The organism is Nocardia sp. NBC_00508, assembly GCF_036346875.1.
Lineage (GTDB): Bacteria > Actinomycetota > Actinomycetes > Mycobacteriales > Mycobacteriaceae > Nocardia.
Window position 1 is genome coordinate 4,229,898 of record NZ_CP107852.1, and the last position, 16,922, is coordinate 4,246,819.

The following is a 16,922-nucleotide window of genomic DNA, read 5'->3' on the forward strand; positions in this document are numbered from 1 at the left end:
GCGATGTCGAACACGATGAGCTGGGACGAGACGGGCGCGTGGCAGGTGCGTGGGCGCTGGGGGAGCACGGACTCGGCCGGGCGCAGGTTTTCCGTTGCGCGCTGGCAGGCGCGCCTGGACGAACTGCGGGCCGAACATCATGTGCCGGGCGCGTCGCTGGCGGTGCTGGTCGACGGGCAGGTCTACGAGATCGCCAGCGGCGTCCTGCACCGCGGGACCGGGGTGTCCGTGACCACCGATTCGGTGTTCCTCTGCGGCTCGATCGCCAAGGTGTACACCGCGACGCTGATCATGCGGTTGGTGGACGCAGGCAAGCTCGATCTCGACGCGCCGGTGGTGGACGTGCTGCCGGAGTTCGCGACTCCGGACCCGGAGGCGACGGCGACGATCACCATCAGGCAACTGCTCAGCCACACCGGCGGCGTCACCAACGATTTCAACCACGACGCCGGGCGCGGCGACGACTGCCTCGCCGAATACGTGCAGGCGGCGCGAGATGTCGCGCTGGACTGCGCGCCGGGGACGGCGATGTCCTACGGCAGCCTCGGTTACATGGTGCTCGGTCGCGTCATCGAAGTGCGCACCGGGAAGACCTGGGACCAGGCGGTGCAGGACATGCTCGCCGCTCCACTCGGGCTCGATCACCTGGTGACGCTGCCGGAGCAGGCGCTGCGGTTCCGCGTCGCGATGAGCCACCTCGGCGCGGCGGGTGCCGACCCGGATCCCGCGCCGGAATGGGATCTGATGCCCCGTAGTGTCGCGCCGGCAGCGCGCGTGATCACCTCGGCGGGTGACATGGTCCGCTTCGCGCGCATGCACCTCGACGGTGGACGCGCCGCCGACGGCGCCGAGGTGCTGTCGGCAGCCTCCGTCGCCGCGATGCAGCGGCGCGAGGTCGACGTGCCGGATAAGTGGACGGTCAGCGCCGACGGCTGGGGTCTCGGGTGGACCCTCTACGACTGGGACGGCGTCAAAGGATTCGGCCACGACGGCGCCGCGATCGGGCAGTACGCGTACCTGCGAGCGGTGCCGCGGGCGGGCGTCGCGGTGGCACTGCTGACCAACGGCGGCGGCGCGCGCCAGCTCTACGCGGCCCTGTTCCGCGAACTGCTCGCCGAACTGGCGGACGTCCGCGTCCCGGAGGCGTTCGGCCCGGCCGAGCCGCCGGTCGCGGTGGACATCGCCCCCTTCGTCGGCACCTACCGGCGCGCCGGTGTGGTCATCACCGTCACCAAGCGTGACGACGGCACCGCGCACATGCTCTACGAGTTCGTCGACGGCATGGCGGGCCTGTCACCCGCGCTGAGCATGGACCTGACGCCGGTCGCGCCCACCGTGTTCGCCGCCTCCGGCGCTGGACCGTCCTTCAGCGAGGATTACATGCCGGTCGTCTTCGCCACCCTCGCCGACGGCACCGAATGCTGCTACGTCGGTATGCGCGCCACCCCCAAGCAGGCCGCTTGACCCCTCTGCCCACGGTCGCCCGGATCTCCGCACCTTTCGGCGAGGGTGTGGTGCCGGGCAACTGTGCTGAGCGCGGGCCTTGGGTGTCGGGAGTGGGAAGTAAGGTCTGCCGGGTGGCGCGAGGGACGGTTGATCCGGCGGAGATGCGGGCGGCAGTGGCGGCGGTGAGCGAATGGTTGCGCGACGAGTCGGTTGGCGCACCTGCTCGCACCGGACTCGCGGCGGCCGTGCGGACCACGGCGCGTTCGCTGGCGGCCTCGGCGCCCGGGCACTCGGTGGAACTCCGGGTGCCGCCGTTCGTCGCGGTGCAGTGCATCGAGGGCCCGCGGCACACCAGGGGCACTCCGCCGAACGTCGTGGAGACCGACCCCCGCACCTGGCTGCTTCTGGCCACCGGGCTGCTCGACTTCCACGCCGCGGTCGAGTCCGGCGCGGTCAGCGCCTCCGGCACCCGCGCGGCGGAAATAGACCACTGGCTGCCGATCGCCCGGGTGACCGCGCGTTGACCGCCGAGGCGCCGCCGCCGTGCAGACCGCCGGAGATCGCCTATTGCGGCGCGGTTCGCCACTACTTGTTGGGCACAACGCTTTGGTTGGGCATGCCGCCGTGGGTGGAGTCTGCGATCATGACTTGCTCGTAAACCGTTCGAGCAGAGCTGTTTTGATACCGGGCCGGGAGCCGAAGACCAGCGTGAACGCGGCTTCGCGCAGGGAGCGCTCGGCGAGGGTGCCGCGGGTGATCGCGGTGCTGCCAGCGGCGGTGAACAAGGCTGACGCGGCGCGCATCGCCAGTTCGGAGGCGCGGGCACGGGCAACGTAGACATCCGCGCTTCCGCTGAGCGAGGCGTCCAGCTCCGTGCGGATTGCACTGCGCTCCGCGGCGAGCGCGGTGGTATCGATGCCGAGCTGATCGAGCTCGGCGAGGCAGCGCCGCGCGATACCCAGGGCGAGTGCGCCGTTGCGCCAAGCCGCTACGACGAACGAAGCGTGGAACGACCGCAGTGAGATGCGATTGTCCACCGCCGAATCCGGGACGCGCAGGCCGTCGAACCGCGCGGTCACGGTGCGGCTCGCGTCCGCCGCGGTGAGCGGTATCGGCCGCACCGAGAGATGCGCGCCCTCCTGGGCGGGCACGATCACGCTGACCAGCGACTGGTCGTCGGCGGCGTCCCGCGCGACGACGCCGACCACGTCCACCATGCCCCAGCCGGTGATGAACGGCGCGTTCCCCTCGATGACGAACCCGCCGTCCGTCCGATGCGCGACCAGTGCGGGTTGCTCGGCTGCGCCCGCATAGGTAACCCCGGAACGCACCCGGCCCTCGCGCAGATCCGTACCGAAGCGCTCGCGCAGTGCGGGGTTCGGCGAGGTCGCCACCCGGCGAGCCACCCCGAGATGCTGCGCCCAGACGAACGACGTGGCCAGACAGCCCGCCACCAAGATCTCACCGACCTCGGTGAACGAGGCCAGATCCACGTCCTCACGCATCGAGATGCCGTAGAACCCCGCCTCGGCCAGCGCGTCGAAATGCGTCCGCGGTATCGCGCCGTCCCGGTCGACGGCGCTCGCGTGCGGCGCGAGCACCTCATCGGTCAGCCGGCGGGCGCGTTCGATCCACGAAGTCACATCGACCATCATCCCGGCCGCGGGCCGCTCACGCTCGGACGCGGTTGCGCCGCTCCAGCCCCTTGCGGTCGTAGAAGCGGGTGACCACCGCGCCGAACACCAGCCCGATGGCGAGCCCGAGCACCGCCATCCACACCCCTCGGGCGAGTCCGGCGCCGAAACTCGCGTCGAAGTACAGGATCGCCCGCACCCCGAGGAATACCTGGTGCATGGGCTCGAATGAAGCCAGCCAGCCGAAGTACTCCGGCGTCGCCTCGATCGGCACGGTGCCGCCGGAGGACGGCAGGCCGAGGATGACGAACAGGATCAGGTTCACCAGCAGACCCGCCGAGCCGATCGCCGCCAGCATGGACAGCCCGGTCACGCCCACCGCGATCATGGCGAGCGCGCTGTAGAGGAACAGGGCGAGCGGATTGCCGATCGGCATGTCCAGCAGCTTGCCGACGAGCAGGAACACCCCGGCGACGATATTCGCCGCCAGCACGAAAACGCCCCACTTGATCAGCAGCGTCCTGAACCGCGAGATCGGCGTCGGCGGATAGTGCACGTACCACGGCCCGTACTCGGTTGGCACGAAACCGAGCTGAGCGTCGATCATGGTGTGGATGACCATCGCGCCGACCACACCGGCCAGCAACAACAGCAGCGCGTAGAAGAACGCGGTGAGGCCTTGACCGCTGCCGTCGGGCAATGGGTGGTACTGCTGCACGACCACCTGGATCGGCGATGCGAGCGCGACTCTGGTCGCGCCGGACAGTTCGGGCGCGGGCGGGCCGCCTGGTCGCGGGGCCAGCTGCGCGTTGACTTGATCGGTCAGCTGCTTGCCGACCTGTTCGTTCACCTTGGTCAACGCCTCATTGCCGATCCGAAGCGCGATCTGGGTGCCGAACGCGCCCGTGCGCGGGTTCGTCTGCAGCGTGATGACCGGCCGCTGGATGTCACCGGGTATGACGCTGCCCACACCGAGATTGCCGAGTTGCTTACTGAAGTCGCTCGGGATGACGATCGCGCCGTAGACCTGCCCGGACTGCATCTGCCGCTCGGCTTCGGTGATGCTGATCACGCGCAGATCGACCTTGTCGGACGGCACACCCTGCGCCAGCGCTTCGGTGATCTGGCTACCGAAGTTCACCTGCCTGCGCCCGTCGCCACTCCCGATGGTGTCGCCGACGTCCTGGTTCACCAGCGCGACCGGGAAGTCGTGCAGGTTCTTCTCCGGATCCACGACGTAGTCGAGGTACATGATGCCCAGCAGCGCGGTCAGCAAGGTCAGCACGGCAACGGGGAACAGCGCCATACGAGGCCATGGCCGGTGATTCCCTGGTGCATTCGACCCCGGCTTGCTCATGTCGTCCGTCGTCGTCACGGTGCGCACGGTAACAGCTCACGGTGGCGCGAATCCGGCGCTTCGGCGACCCTGGATTGCTGTTCGGATGCGGTGGCGGTGCGAAGGCGCGGGCGTGCACCCGTAGAATGAAATCTGCCCCCAGCCCGCCCGAACAGGGAGCAAACGGTGACCAACGCCGAACTGCCGGTCGACAGCACTTCCGCCACCTCGTTTTCCGCCCCGGATGTCGATGAGAACGAGCCGCGCGAGGAGTGCGGCGTCTTCGGAGTCTGGGCTCCGAGCGAAGAAGTGGCCAAGCTCACGTACTACGGCCTGTATGCATTGCAGCATCGTGGGCAGGAGGCGGCGGGCATCGCGGTGTCGGACGGCTCGCAGATCCTCGTCTTCAAGGATCTCGGTCTGGTCAGCCAGGTGTTCGACGAGCAGACCCTGGCCGCCATGCCCGGTCACATCGCCGTCGGCCACTGTCGCTACTCCACCACCGGCGGAGTGACCTGGGAGAACGCTCAGCCGATCTTCCGCACCACCGCGGTCGGTTCCGGGCTCGCGTTGGGACACAACGGCAATCTGGTCAACACCGCCGAATTGGCCGGTCGCGCACGCGAACTCGGTCTGGTCGGCGCTTCGGTGCGTGGCGGGCGCCCGCAGCCCGCCGCGGCGACGTCCGACTCCGACTTGGTCACGGCGTTGCTCGCGCACGCCGCGGCCGATTCCAGCATCGAGCAGGCCGCGATGGAACTGCTGCCCACGTTGAAGGGCGCCTTCTGCTTGACCTTCATGGACGAGCACACCCTCTACGCCGCGCGTGACCCGCACGGCGTGCGCCCGCTGTGCCTGGGCAGGCTGGAGCGTGGCTGGGTCGTTGCCAGTGAGACCGCCGCGCTGGACATCGTCGGCGCCGCGTTCGTCCGGGAGATCGAGCCCGGCGAACTGCTGGCGATCGACGCCGACGGCGTCCGCTCGATGCGCTTCGCCAACCCGGAGCCCAAGGGCTGCGTCTTCGAGTACGTGTATCTGGCCAGGCCGGACAGCACCATCGCGGGTCGTTCGGTGCATGCCACCCGGGTGGAGATCGGCCGTCGTCTGGCCAAGGAGCATCCGGTCGAGGCGGATCTGGTGATCCCGGTCCCCGAGTCCGGCACACCGGCCGCGGTCGGCTACGCGCAAGGGTCGGGTGTGCCCTACGGCCAAGGCCTGATGAAGAACGCCTACGTCGGGCGCACGTTCATCCAGCCGAGCCAGACCATCCGTCAGCTGGGCATCCGGCTCAAGCTCAACCCGCTGCGCGAGGTCATTCGCGGCAAGCGCCTGATCGTCGTGGACGACTCGATCGTGCGCGGCAACACCCAGCGCGCGCTGATCCGGATGCTGCGTGAGGCGGGCGCGCTGGAGATCCACGTGCGGATCGCCTCGCCGCCGGTGAAATGGCCGTGCTTCTACGGCATCGACTTCGCCTCCCGCGCGGAGCTGATCGCCAACGGCGCGGGTACCGAAGACGATGTCGAAGACATGGTCGAGGGCGTGCGCCGGTCGATCGGCGCCGACACCCTCGGCTACATCTCCCTCGAGGGCATGATCGCCGCGACAGAGCAGCCGCGCTCCCGGCTGTGCTCGGCGTGCTTCGACGGCAATTACCCGATCCCGCTGCCCACCGAGGCGGCCATCGGGAAGAACGTGCTCGAGGGCATGCTGACCGGCCAGTCCGAGGCAATGCTGTTGAGCGAGAACGCGAACGCGAGCGCGTTGAGTCGTCCGTGAACGCGGAGGACAATCCCTGATCGCCCTTCGGCTCACCTGTGCCGGTGGCACTCTCCCGTCGAGAGCTCGCCCCCGGCAGTGCCGGTTGGTGGTTTCGTTCGGTGGCCTTGTGGGTACAGTTTCCGACTGTCGTGCACCGTGATGTGGCGTGCTCGAGACATCGCTTCCCGCGGTCTCCGGCAATTCTGGACGTACGACCGGTTTTTCCGCGGTGTCATCCGTGTGACGCATAACCCCTGCTGACGACGCGGCAATTTTTCTTCGAAAACGTAACGTGCCGAAAATGCTTCGTAGGTACGGTGCCGATCAGATCGGAAGTTCACCCGTGTCCGCACCGGGCCTGCGATCCAGGAGAACGCGGTGCGGCGCTCGAGAAGTGGGGCCGTGATGAGGAATTCGAGGAGTGGGCGACGGACCGGGACGCGAACCATCGCGGCCGTCGGCCTGGTGGCGTTGGCGGCATCGATGGTGGCGGGCTGCGGTTCCGGAAGGACCGGCGACGGTGGCGGCGGACTGGTGGCGGGCACCACCGACAAGATCTTCTCGCTGGACCCGGCGGCCGCCTACGACAACGGGTCGCTGGTCGCCGAGACGCAGATATACCAGTACCTGCTCAATTTCGCGCCCGGCGATGCGACCCCACGGCCGGACGCGGCACAGAAGTGCGAGTTCACCGCGCCGACGGTATACACGTGCACCCTGAAAGAGGGCTTGAAGTTCGCCAACGGCAACCCGTTGACCGCGACCAGCGTCAAATTCTCCTTCGACCGGATGCTCCGGATCAACGATCCGAACGGACCCGCGTCGCTGCTGGGAAACCTGGACAAGACCGATGTCGTGGACGCGCGCACCGTCGCGTTCACCCTGAAGGTGGCCAACGACCAGACCTTCCCCGCGATCCTGCCCACCCAGGCCGGACCGATCGTGGACGAGAAGGTGTACACGCCGGATAAGGTGATGACGGACGACGAGGTGGTGCGGGCCAAGGGTTACTCCGGCCCGTACACCATCGCGAGCTATGACAAGAACAAGCTGGTCGAGTACCAGGCGTTCGCCGAGTACAACGGCATTCTCGGCACCCCGAAGACCAAGACGGTGTCGACGAAGTACTACGCCACTACCGACAACATGAAGCTGGACCTGCAGAACGGGTCGCTCGACGTCGGGTACCGGTCCTTCACGCCGACCGACATCGAATCGCTGCGCACCGACAACCGAGTCACCGTGCACGAGGGTCCCGGCGGCGAACTGCGCTACATCGTGTTCAACCTGAACACCATGCCGGGCGGCGCACCGGAGCAGAAGCTGGCCGTGCGCAAAGCCGTCGCCGCCACGATCGACCGGGCGGCGCTGGCCGACAGCGTCTACAAGAACACCTATCTGCCCGCGTATTCGTCCGTGCCGCAGGGCATGCCGGGTGCGGCGGAGCCGTTCAAGGACATCTACGGCGCCCAGCCGGACAAGGACCGGGCGGCGAAGTTCCTCGCCGACACCGGTGTCGCGACGCCGGTCGAATTGAACCTGCAATACAACCCGGATCACTATGGTTCCAGTAGCTCCGAGGAATACGCGGCGATCAAGTCGCAATTGGAGGCCAGCGGCCTGTTCCGGGTCAACCTGCAATCGACCGAATGGGTCAGCTACCAGCGGGAACGAGCGCGCGACGCGTATCCGCTCTACCAGTTCGGCTGGTTCCCGGACTTCCCGGACCCGGACAACTACCTCAGCCCGTTCTTCGGTCCGAACAATTTCCTGCAGTCACACTTCGAGGACCCCGGCATCTCCGCGCAGCTGATCGCCGGGGCGACCCAGCCCGACAAGGACAAGCGGATGGAGCAGATCAGGCAGGTGCAGCGTGATCTCGCGCAGAACTTCCTGCCGATCGTTCCGCTGCTGTCCGGCAAACAGATCGCGGTCTCGGGCAACGATGTGCAGGGCGTCGAGCAGACGCTCGACTCGTCGTTCAAGTTCCGCTATACGGTGCTGAGCAAGTGAGTTCCGGCGACACTGCCGGGCCCGGGACGACAACAGCGCCGGACACGGCGCCGACCCGGGCCCGGCGCTTCGGCCGGCCGCGAACGGTCAAGGGCGGCGACGATTCTCGTCACCTGGTGCTGCTGCGCTACCTGGGCGTTCGCCTGCTGCTGATCCCGGTGACCGCGTGGATCCTGGTGACGGTCGTGTTCTTCCTGATGCGAGTGGTCGGTGACCCGATCAGCGCCGCGCTGGGTGGGCGCATGACCCAGGAGCAGATCGAGGTGCGCAAGGAGGCGGCCGGGTTGAACCGGCCGATCCTGGCCCAGTACTGGGACTACCTTTCGGGGCTCATGCAGGGAGATCTCGGTCGCTCGCAGGACAACCGGGAGATCAGCGAGGTCGTCATCACCTACGGCGCCGCCTCGCTGGAACTGGTGTGCTGGGCGCTGATCGTCGCGTTCGCGATCGGTGTCCCGCTGGGCAGATACGCGGCGACCCATCGGGATTCGGCCGCCGACACAGGGCTGCGGCTGCTGGCCATCCTGTTCTACGCCGCGCCGGTGTTCTTCGTGGGCTTGCTGCTGAAGCTGGTGTTCGCGGTCGAGCTGGGCTGGTTGCCGGTGGCGGGCCGGGCCAGTACGAACGTCGAACTCCAACTTCAGCACGTCTCACCCAAGATCAACATCATGGTGATCGACGCGATCCTCTACGGCGACACCGGATATCTGGTCGACGTACTGAAACACGCTGTGCTGCCCGCCATCGCGCTCGGACTGCTGACCGCAGGCATCTTCCTGCGGCTGGTGCGGATCAACCTGATCCAGACGCTGCGCACGGACTATGTGGACGCCGCGCGGGCGCGCGGCCTGTCTCGACGGGTCGTGACCGGACGACATGCCTTCCGCAACGCGATGATTCCGATCGTCACGGTGATGGGTATGCAGATCGCCATGATGCTCGGCGCCTCGGTGCTCACCGAGACCACGTTCGAATGGAAAGGGCTCGGCTACCAGCTCGCGTCGTACTTGTCCGCGCGCGACTTCATCGCCGTGCAGGGCATCGTCGCGTTCATCGCGCTGATCGTGGCGGTGATGAGCTTCCTGGTGGACGTCCTGGTGGCGCTGATCGATCCGAGGGTGAGGTTCTGATGACCGCTCCGGAACTGCTGAACGAACCGGTGCTCGCGGCGCCGGTACCGCGCCGGGGCGTGCCGGGCCTGCGGCTGTTCTCGATGACCGCAGGGTTGCAGCGCGCGACGCTCATTCTCGGGCTCGGCCTGGTCGGCGTCTTCGTCTTCGCCGCGCTCTTCGCTCCGCTGATCGCGCCGTACGGATTCGCCCAGAGCGCCGCCGACGGTGTCGATTTCGCCCGCCAGCAGGCGCCGTCGGCCCAGCACTGGTTCGGCACCTCGGTGCGTGGCGAAGACGTGTTCTCCAGAGTGATCTACGGCGCGCGCACCGCACTCTGGGTGATCGCGATCTCGCTGGTGCTCTCGCTGCTGATCGGCGTGCCGCTCGGGTTGCTGTCCGGCTATATCGGCCGCTGGCTGGACCGAGTGCTCGTGCTGTTCATGGACGCGATGTACGCCTTTCCGACGCTACTGCTGGCGATCGTGGTGTCCATCGTGGTCGCGGGTGGCCGCTCCACCAGTCTGGGCGGTGTGCTGTCCGCCGCGGTGGCGATCACGGCGGTGTTCGTGCCGCAATACTTCCGGGTGGTGCGCAACGCCACCGTGGCGGTGAAGCAGGAGCCGTATGTCGACGCCGCGCGGGTGACCGGCGCGTCGACCGCGCGAATCCTGTTCCGGCACATCCTCGCCAACGTCACCCAGTCGCTGCCGGTAATCGTCACGTTGAACGGATCGGAGGCCATCCTCACCCTGGCCGGTCTGGGCTTCCTCGGCTTCGGTATCGAACCGACCCAAGCCGCCGAGTGGGGCTTCGACCTGAACAAGGCGCTGCCGGATGTATCCAACGGCATCTGGTGGACCGGCATCTTTCCCGGTGTCGCCATCGTGCTCGTCGTACTCGGCATGACGCTGGTCGGCGAGAGCCTCAACGAAGTGCTCAACCCCGTCTTGCGCACCCGTCGTGCCGTCGCCGTGGCGGCCGGGTCGGGAGTCGGGCCGAGTGCCGCCGACGAGCAACCCGGCAGTGTTCCGGGTGCACGGGACGGAGTCGGCGGGAAGGACACGACCAATGCCTGAGTCATCCGGGGCGGAGCGGGGTCGCCCTGCCCTGTCGATCGAATCGCTGTCGGTCACCTTCGCCACCGACGCGGGGCCGGTGCACGCGGTCACCGGCGTGTCCTACGAGGTCTATCCCGGCGAAGTGCTGGCCATCGTCGGGGAGTCGGGCTCGGGCAAGTCGGTTAGCTCGCGGACGGCGATGGGGTTGCTGCCGCAGACCGCGTCCGTGCGTGGCCTGGTCACCCTGGGGACCGAGCGGATCACCGCGATGAGCGAAAGGCAGCTCAGCGCTCTGCGCGGCGGCGCGATATCGATGGTGTTCCAGGAGCCGGGTCTGGCGCTGGACCCGCTGTTCACGGTGGGCTTCCAGATCTGCGAGGCACTGCGAGCGCACACCGATCTGAGCAAGAAGGCCGCCAAAGCGCGTGCGGTGGAGTTGCTGCGGACGGTCGGCTTGCCCGATCCGGAGCACCGTGTGGACTACTATCCGCACCAGCTCTCGGGCGGGCAGAAGCAACGTGTGGTGATCGCCATCGCCATCGCCTGCGAGCCGAAGGTGATCATCGCCGACGAGCCGACCACGGCACTGGATGTCACGGTGCAGGCCGAGATCCTGGCGTTGTTGCGCGACCTGCGCGACCGGATCGGCAGCGCGATCGTACTGATCACCCACAACATGGGCGTGGTCGCCGATATCGCCGACCGCGTGGTGGTGATGCGCGACGGCGCGGTGGTCGAGCAGGCGCCGGTGGACGAACTGTTCGCGAGTCCCAAGGCGGAATACACCCGATCCCTGCTGGCCGCCGTCCCGCATCTGGGCACCGAACAGATCGATCACGGCCCGGCCGACGCTGCGGACGCCGAGGGCGGTCCGGTGCTCGAGGTCCGCGATCTGGTGGTCGAATTTCCCGGGCCGTTCGGTCGCCCGAGATTCCGCGCGGTGGACGAGGTGAGCCTGCGCATCGGACCTGGCGAGACCCTCGGCCTGGTCGGCGAGTCCGGGTCGGGCAAGTCGACCATCGGGCGCTGCGTCGCCGCGCTGCAACGGCCGACGTCCGGTGAGGTGCGGGTGCGTGGGCAGGACATCGTCGGGCTGTCGCAGCGCAAGCTGCGGCCGATCCGGCGACGCTTCGGATTCGTGTTCCAAGATCCGGCCAGCTCGCTGAACCCGCGGCTCACCGTGGGCGACTGCGTGGCCGAACCGCTGATCGTGCACAAGGCCGGCAGCTCGGCGCAGATTCGCGCCAGGGTCCGCGGACTGCTCGACGACGTGCGGCTGCCCGCGGGCACCGAACACCGGTATCCGCACGAGCTGTCCGGAGGACAACGCCAGCGCGCCAGCCTGGCCCGTGCCCTGGTGCTCGACCCGGACCTGCTGGTCGCCGACGAGCCGACCAGCGCACTGGACGTCTCGGTGCAGGCCGCGGTGCTGGAGCTGTTCGGGCAACTCCAACGCGAATGCGGCTGGGCATGCCTGTTCATCAGCCACGATCTCGCCGTGGTCGATCAGCTCGCCGACCGAATCGTCGTGCTGCGCAACGGGACAGTGGTCGAGCAGGGCGACCGGGACCACATCCTGCGCGCGCCGCGGGAGGAGTACACGCGGCGTCTGGTGGCCGCGGTGCCCGTGCCCGATCCGGTGCGGCAGCGTCGCCGCCGGGCGCGGACGGCCGGACTGTTCGACGGGGAGGAGTCGGACTGATGGTCTGTATTACGGTTCGCTCTGCCCTATTGTCAAGAGGGCGAGCCAACACCGGTGCGGGGTCGTTATCCTGCTCCGGTAGCGTGAGCAGGCATCTATCCGCCGATTCGGTTTGGAGCTTTCCCCGAAAATGACTGAACAGACCCCCAGTGGTGGTGCCTCGTACGCCGCGGCAGGCGTGGACATCGAGGCGGGTGATCGCGCCGTCGAGTTGTTCGGGCCATTGGCGAAGAAGGCGACCCGGCCCGAGGTGCAAGGCGGCCTCGGCGGCTTCGCCGGACTGTTCGCGCTGAAGGGTGGCTATCGGGAGCCGCTGCTGGCCGCCTCCACCGACGGCGTCGGCACCAAGATCGCGGTGGCGCAGGCGATGGACAAGCACGACACGGTCGGCCTCGATCTGGTCGCGATGGTCGTGGACGACCTCGTGGTCTGCGGTGCGGAGCCGCTGTTCCTGCAGGACTACATCGCGATCGGAAAGGTCGTTCCGGAGAAGGTCGCCGAACTCGTCTCCGGTATCGCCGAAGGGTGCGTGCGCGCGGGGTGCGCGCTGCTGGGTGGTGAGACGGCCGAGCATCCCGGCCTGATGGATCCCGACGACTACGACCTGTCCGCGACCGGAGTCGGCGTGGTCGAGGCCGACGCGGTGCTCGGGCCGGACCGGGTCCGTCCGGGCGACGTGGTGATCGCCATGGGCTCCTCGGGCCTGCACTCCAACGGCTACAGTCTGGCCCGCAAGGTGCTGCTCGACATCGACCGCATGTCGCTCACCGGACACGTCGAGGAGTTCGGCCGCACGCTCGGCGAGGAACTGCTCGAGCCGACCAGGATCTACGCCAAGGACTGCCTCGCGCTGATCGCCGAGACCGACGTGCGCACGTTCGCCCACGTCACGGGCGGCGGTTTGACGGCCAACCTGGCCAGGGTGCTGCCCGCGGGCATGGTCGCCGAACTGGATCGGGGCACCTGGAATCCGGCGCCGGTGTTCAAGATGATCGCGCAGCGCGGCCGGGTGGAACGGACCGAGATGGAGAAGACCTTCAACATGGGCATCGGCATGGTCGCCGTCGTCGCCCCGGAGGATGTGGACCGCGCGCTGGCCGTGCTGACCGCGCGGCACATCGAGTGCTGGACGCTCGGCACGGTCAAGAAGGCCAAGGACGCCGACGCCGTGCGCGCCGTCCTGGTCGGTGACCATCCGCGGTTCTGACCGCAGCGGAAGACACGCCAGAGTCCCGCATCCTCATCCGATGCGGGACTCTGGTGTATTGCAAGCCTTTTCGGCGCCAGTCCCGTCAACCCGCGACAACGCTCGAAGGGGGAGGCCCGTCGGCCTCCCCCTTCGAACGTGATCCGAGTCAGCGGCGCCAGTCGTCGTTGTAGTCGTCGTCCTCGTCCCAGCGGGACAAGGAGTCGTCCGCGTCGTGCTCATCGGACAGCACACCACCACTCCGCTGGGAGTTGGGGCTTCCCGAAAGCTCGCGCTGAAGGCTCGCGAAGTCGGTCGACGGCGAACTGTACTTCAGCTCCCGTGCGACCTTGGTCTGCTTTGCCTTAGCCCGGCCACGGCCCATGGCTGACCCCCTCGCGTCACAGCGGGGCGGCCTGGGGTTTGGTGGCGGCCCCGTTCGAATTAATACTCTTCCTGACAGACACTTTAGCGTGTGTCCGGCGGTCTCGCTTCCAGGAGTGGGTGAAGAACTCAGGAACTGGTGCCGTTTGCCCGCTTGTCGCCCCGCGGTCGAATCGCTACACGACTCCGGGTATCGCGCGGATCACACCGACTCGTGCACCGCCGCCGAGCACGGCAGGGGCCGCCAGTTCCGCATGCGCATCGGTCCATTCGATCCCCATCCGATGCAGAATGGCCAGCGTCAGCGGGATCCGGGCGCGGTCGTGACCGTCGTCGATCTTGTACGCGAAGGACGATCCGTCCGGCAGCGCACCAGCGTGCACGCCGTCCGCGCCGATCTTGCACAGCAGTCCCGGGGTTGCTCGCATGGCGAGCAGGTCGGGCCCGTTCGTGCCGGAAATCACTCGCGGATGAGCGCGGACGGCGTCGGCCACCCGGCGTTCCGGGGTGCCGGGTTCGGCGGTCGCCATCATCGCGAACACCCGGGCCAGGTTCACCAGCGATACCGGGACGATCGGCAGTCCGCAGCCATCGATGCCCAGATCGGATTCCGGCTCGCCGGTCAGGTCGGCAACCGTGGCGATCACCGCGCGCTGCAACGGATGCGCCTGGTCCAGGTAGCCATCGGTGGGCCAGCCGTTGACCGCGCAGGTCGCGAGCATCGCCGCGTGCTTGCCGGAGCAGTTCATGTAGATCGGGTGCGGCTGCTGTCCGCCGGAGAGTGCCGCGGCGCGGGCGCGCTCGTCGTATGGCAGGTCGGCCGGGCACGCGAGGTCCGACTCCGAAAAGTCGAAGCGGTCGAGCAACCTGCGCACCAGGGCGACGTGGTCCGGCTCGCCGTAGTGCGAGGCGGCGGCGATGGCCAGTTCGGCGTCGTCGAGCGGTTCGAAACCGTTGCGCAGCATGGTGATCGCCTGCATCGGTTTGTTCGTCGAGCGCGGGAAGATCGGCAGGTGCACCTCGCCGAGCGTCAGAGTGGGTTCGCCCACGGCGTCGAGCACCACCACCGAGCCGCGGTGCACGCACTCGCGGAAGCCCGAGCGGACGACCTCGACCAGTTCCACACTCACAGTTGGGCTCCCGTGCTGAGTTCGTCCTCGCCGGCTCGGCGCGCGGCGGCGCGCGCGGCGTTCGTCTGCCTGCGCGCGTGTCGTTCGATCTGCATCCGCACGTCATCGGAGATGGTCGGCTCGTCGGCGAGCAGGATCGCGAGCAGGTCGAGATCGTCGCCGGTGAACACGTCCCGGACGGTGATGCCGTGCTCGGGGACGTGCGCCACCGCGACCCGATCGCCTGCGCCGATCGTGCCTTCGGTGAGCACACGCAGGTAGGCACCGGTGTCGCTGCGCAGCGCGAACCGCTTTACCCACTGCCGCTCGCCGCTCCAGTGCTGGAAGGTGGCGCACGGCACCCGCGGAGCGCTCACTTCCAAGAGGGTGTCGCCGATCGACCAGCGCGAGCCGATCACCGCATCGCTGACCGGGAGACCGGTGATGCGCAGGTTTTCGCCGAACCAGCCCGCGGGCAGTTCGCGGCCGAGTTCCGCGCCCCAGCGGCGGGCGTCCTCGTCGGCGTACGCGTATACGGCCTGGTGCACGCCACCGTGGTGCTCGGTGTCGCAGACGTGGTCGCCGTCCAAACCCAGAACGCGCACCGCGACCCGTCCCGCTACCGGCCTTTTGTCGATCGCGGTGCGGCCGACTCGTCCCGGTACCTCGAGGTCGGCGTGCACGACGCAGGTGGCGAGGACCTCTCCGGAGTCACCGATGCGCATGGACAGCGCTCCTCTCGTCTGGAATCGGGAACTGGGCGCTGAGCGGGAGTGGGGATGCCGGCGGGGAAATCCCCTGGCCGACCGCTCGTTCGTCAACGGATTCAGCGCCCGCGTAGCCGGTCGACCGCGATCCGGCCTGCCTGCGGCGCGTCGTCGGCGAGCACCGAATCGGGATCGATGGACGCCGCGACCGGGCCCGCGACGAGCGCGGTATCGGCCGGAACCGTTCGCTTGACCAGGGCCAGCGCGATGGGGCCGAGTTCGTAGTGATCGACGACGGTACCGAGTCTGCCGACCGCGCGGCCGCCGGCGGTGACGTCGTCGCCGGTGGCCGGGCGCTCGTCCGCCGAGCCGTCCAGATGCAACAGCAGCAGATGCCGCGGCGGTTTGCCGAGATTGTGCACCCTGGCGACGGTCTCCTGGCCGCGGTAGCAGCCTTTGTCGAGGTGGACAGCGCCGTGTTCGGCGACGCCGCCGATCCAGTGGGCCTCGTGCGGGATGGTCCGCTCGTCGGTATCCAGTCCGATCCGGGGACGAACGGCTGCGACCCGCAGCGCCTCGAACGTCCACATCCCGGCGGGCGCCGCTCCGGCCGCGGTCAGTCGGGTCCACCGGTCGGCCAGCTGGTCGCGCGGGATGACCAGGTCGAACGAGTCCGCCGTCGGCCACGGCATCCGGCGCAGGAACCCGCCGCCGGGCAGCGGCGTCGCCTGGTACACCCCGGGGAGGGCGGCGATGCCGAGCGCCTCGGTCAAGTCGCCGATCCGTGGACCGAGCAGGCTCAGCACCGCGTGGTCGGTGGCTTCGGCAGGCTGCGCGTCGGCCCAGAACACCATCTTTTGCAAGAACGCGAGCAGATCGGGCCCATGCTCGGCCTCGGTATCGATCCACACCGTGCCGTCCAGCTCGGTGAGCACGAAGTGGTGCAGCACCCGGCCGTTCAGATCGAGGTCCAGGTTCTCCGCGGACTGCCCGTCACCGAGAGCGGCGACATGCTGACTGGTGATGGTGTGCAACCAGGTGAGCCGCTCCGCGCCGCTGATGCGCAGGACGAAGCGATGCGAGCGGTCGACGATCGCGGCGCGATCCACCGCGGCGCGCTGTTCGCCGAACGGGTCGCCGTAGTGCCAGGCGACGGCGGCGTCGGGCGAACCCGCCGCTCCCGCGACGGCTCCCGACACACTGAGGATGGGGCTGGGCGCAACGACCACGGACACCTTTCCCACTCTAGGCGGCTGCCTCGCCGCCGCTCACCCCGGCGCCGCTAAGACGGACTTCGTCCGGCTGAGTCTTCTCTGCGTGGCCGCACAGTGGTGGATGAGCCGGGCCGCTGAGCCCGAGTCGGGCATAGCGGATCGGCATTTCTCGAGCATTACGGTCGACGCCGCAAGGAACATTGACAAAAGGTCTTGCGAAAGCGGCCGTGACGTAGGCATTGTCCGCTCCTACCGCCTAC

General features: G+C 68.3%; 14 protein-coding genes. 8 read left to right on the forward strand and 6 right to left on the reverse strand.

Annotation, left to right across the window (positions count from 1 at the left end; all coding sequences use genetic code 11):
• Positions 1 to 3 precede the first annotated feature (3 nt).
• Both OHA40_RS18840 and OHA40_RS18845 read left to right on the forward strand, forming a co-directional pair.
• Positions 4 to 1,464 (forward strand): serine hydrolase domain-containing protein, encoded by a 1,461-nt coding sequence (locus OHA40_RS18840; protein WP_330228236.1) that lies wholly within the window; start codon positions 4 to 6, stop codon positions 1,462 to 1,464.
• Between the two features lie 143 nt (positions 1,465 to 1,607).
• On the forward strand, positions 1,608 to 1,970 hold the full coding sequence (locus OHA40_RS18845) for a sterol carrier family protein (protein ID WP_330234261.1): 363 nt from the start codon (positions 1,608 to 1,610) through the stop codon (positions 1,968 to 1,970).
• A 117-nt stretch (positions 1,971 to 2,087) separates the two neighbouring features.
• On the opposite strand, the gene OHA40_RS18850 is transcribed toward OHA40_RS18845, so the two are convergent.
• Together OHA40_RS18850 and OHA40_RS18855 are read right to left on the reverse strand one after the other, a co-directional pair.
• Positions 2,088 to 3,089 carry an acyl-CoA dehydrogenase family protein gene (locus OHA40_RS18850; protein WP_330228237.1) on the reverse strand — a complete coding sequence of 334 codons (1,002 nt, stop codon included), beginning with the start codon at positions 3,087 to 3,089 and terminating at the stop codon, positions 2,088 to 2,090.
• A gap of 28 nt (positions 3,090 to 3,117) precedes the next feature.
• Positions 3,118 to 4,386 (reverse strand): ABC transporter permease, encoded by a 1,269-nt coding sequence (locus OHA40_RS18855; RefSeq protein ID WP_330234262.1) that lies wholly within the window; start codon positions 4,384 to 4,386, stop codon positions 3,118 to 3,120.
• A gap of 216 nt (positions 4,387 to 4,602) precedes the next feature.
• Between OHA40_RS18855 and purF the strand changes: the two genes are divergently transcribed.
• From purF to purM, 6 genes are all read left to right on the forward strand, one after another.
• On the forward strand, positions 4,603 to 6,195 hold the full coding sequence (purF, locus tag OHA40_RS18860; RefSeq protein ID WP_330228238.1) for an amidophosphoribosyltransferase: 1,593 nt from the start codon (positions 4,603 to 4,605) through the stop codon (positions 6,193 to 6,195).
• A 465-nt stretch (positions 6,196 to 6,660) separates the two neighbouring features.
• Entirely contained in the window at positions 6,661 to 8,190 is a 1,530-nt protein-coding gene (locus OHA40_RS18865) for an ABC transporter substrate-binding protein (RefSeq protein WP_330234263.1), read from the forward strand.
• Positions 8,191 to 8,306: 116 nt separating this feature from the next.
• On the forward strand, positions 8,307 to 9,320 hold the full coding sequence (locus OHA40_RS18870; protein ID WP_442944061.1) for an ABC transporter permease: 1,014 nt from the start codon (positions 8,307 to 8,309) through the stop codon (positions 9,318 to 9,320).
• Positions 9,320 to 10,378, forward strand: a complete 1,059-nt coding sequence (locus OHA40_RS18875) for an ABC transporter permease (RefSeq protein WP_442943752.1) — start codon at positions 9,320 to 9,322, stop codon at positions 10,376 to 10,378. The genes OHA40_RS18870 and OHA40_RS18875 overlap by 1 nt, the downstream gene beginning before the upstream one ends.
• Entirely contained in the window at positions 10,371 to 12,062 is a 1,692-nt protein-coding gene (locus tag OHA40_RS18880) for an ABC transporter ATP-binding protein (RefSeq protein WP_330228239.1), read from the forward strand. The genes OHA40_RS18875 and OHA40_RS18880 overlap by 8 nt, the downstream gene beginning before the upstream one ends.
• 130 nt (positions 12,063 to 12,192) lie before the next feature.
• Positions 12,193 to 13,269 (forward strand): phosphoribosylformylglycinamidine cyclo-ligase, encoded by a 1,077-nt coding sequence (gene purM, locus OHA40_RS18885; protein ID WP_330228240.1) that lies wholly within the window; start codon positions 12,193 to 12,195, stop codon positions 13,267 to 13,269.
• Positions 13,270 to 13,417: 148 nt separating this feature from the next.
• Here purM and OHA40_RS18890 read toward each other — a convergent pair whose 3' ends face one another.
• From OHA40_RS18890 to ygfZ, 4 genes are all read right to left on the reverse strand, one after another.
• Entirely contained in the window at positions 13,418 to 13,633 is a 216-nt protein-coding gene (locus OHA40_RS18890) for a DUF3073 domain-containing protein (protein WP_330228241.1), read from the reverse strand.
• Positions 13,634 to 13,808: 175 nt separating this feature from the next.
• A complete protein-coding gene (locus tag OHA40_RS18895; RefSeq protein ID WP_330228242.1) occupies positions 13,809 to 14,762 on the reverse strand; it encodes an asparaginase in 954 nt (317 codons plus the stop codon).
• Positions 14,759 to 15,466, reverse strand: coding sequence for an MOSC domain-containing protein (locus OHA40_RS18900; RefSeq protein ID WP_330228243.1), 708 nt, complete (start codon positions 15,464 to 15,466; stop codon positions 14,759 to 14,761). Before OHA40_RS18900 ends, OHA40_RS18895 begins: the two co-directional genes overlap by 4 nt.
• Before the next feature lie 101 nt (positions 15,467 to 15,567).
• Positions 15,568 to 16,683 carry a CAF17-like 4Fe-4S cluster assembly/insertion protein YgfZ gene (ygfZ, locus tag OHA40_RS18905; RefSeq protein WP_330228244.1) on the reverse strand — a complete coding sequence of 372 codons (1,116 nt, stop codon included), beginning with the start codon at positions 16,681 to 16,683 and terminating at the stop codon, positions 15,568 to 15,570.
• Between the last annotated feature and the right edge of the window lie 239 nt (positions 16,684 to 16,922).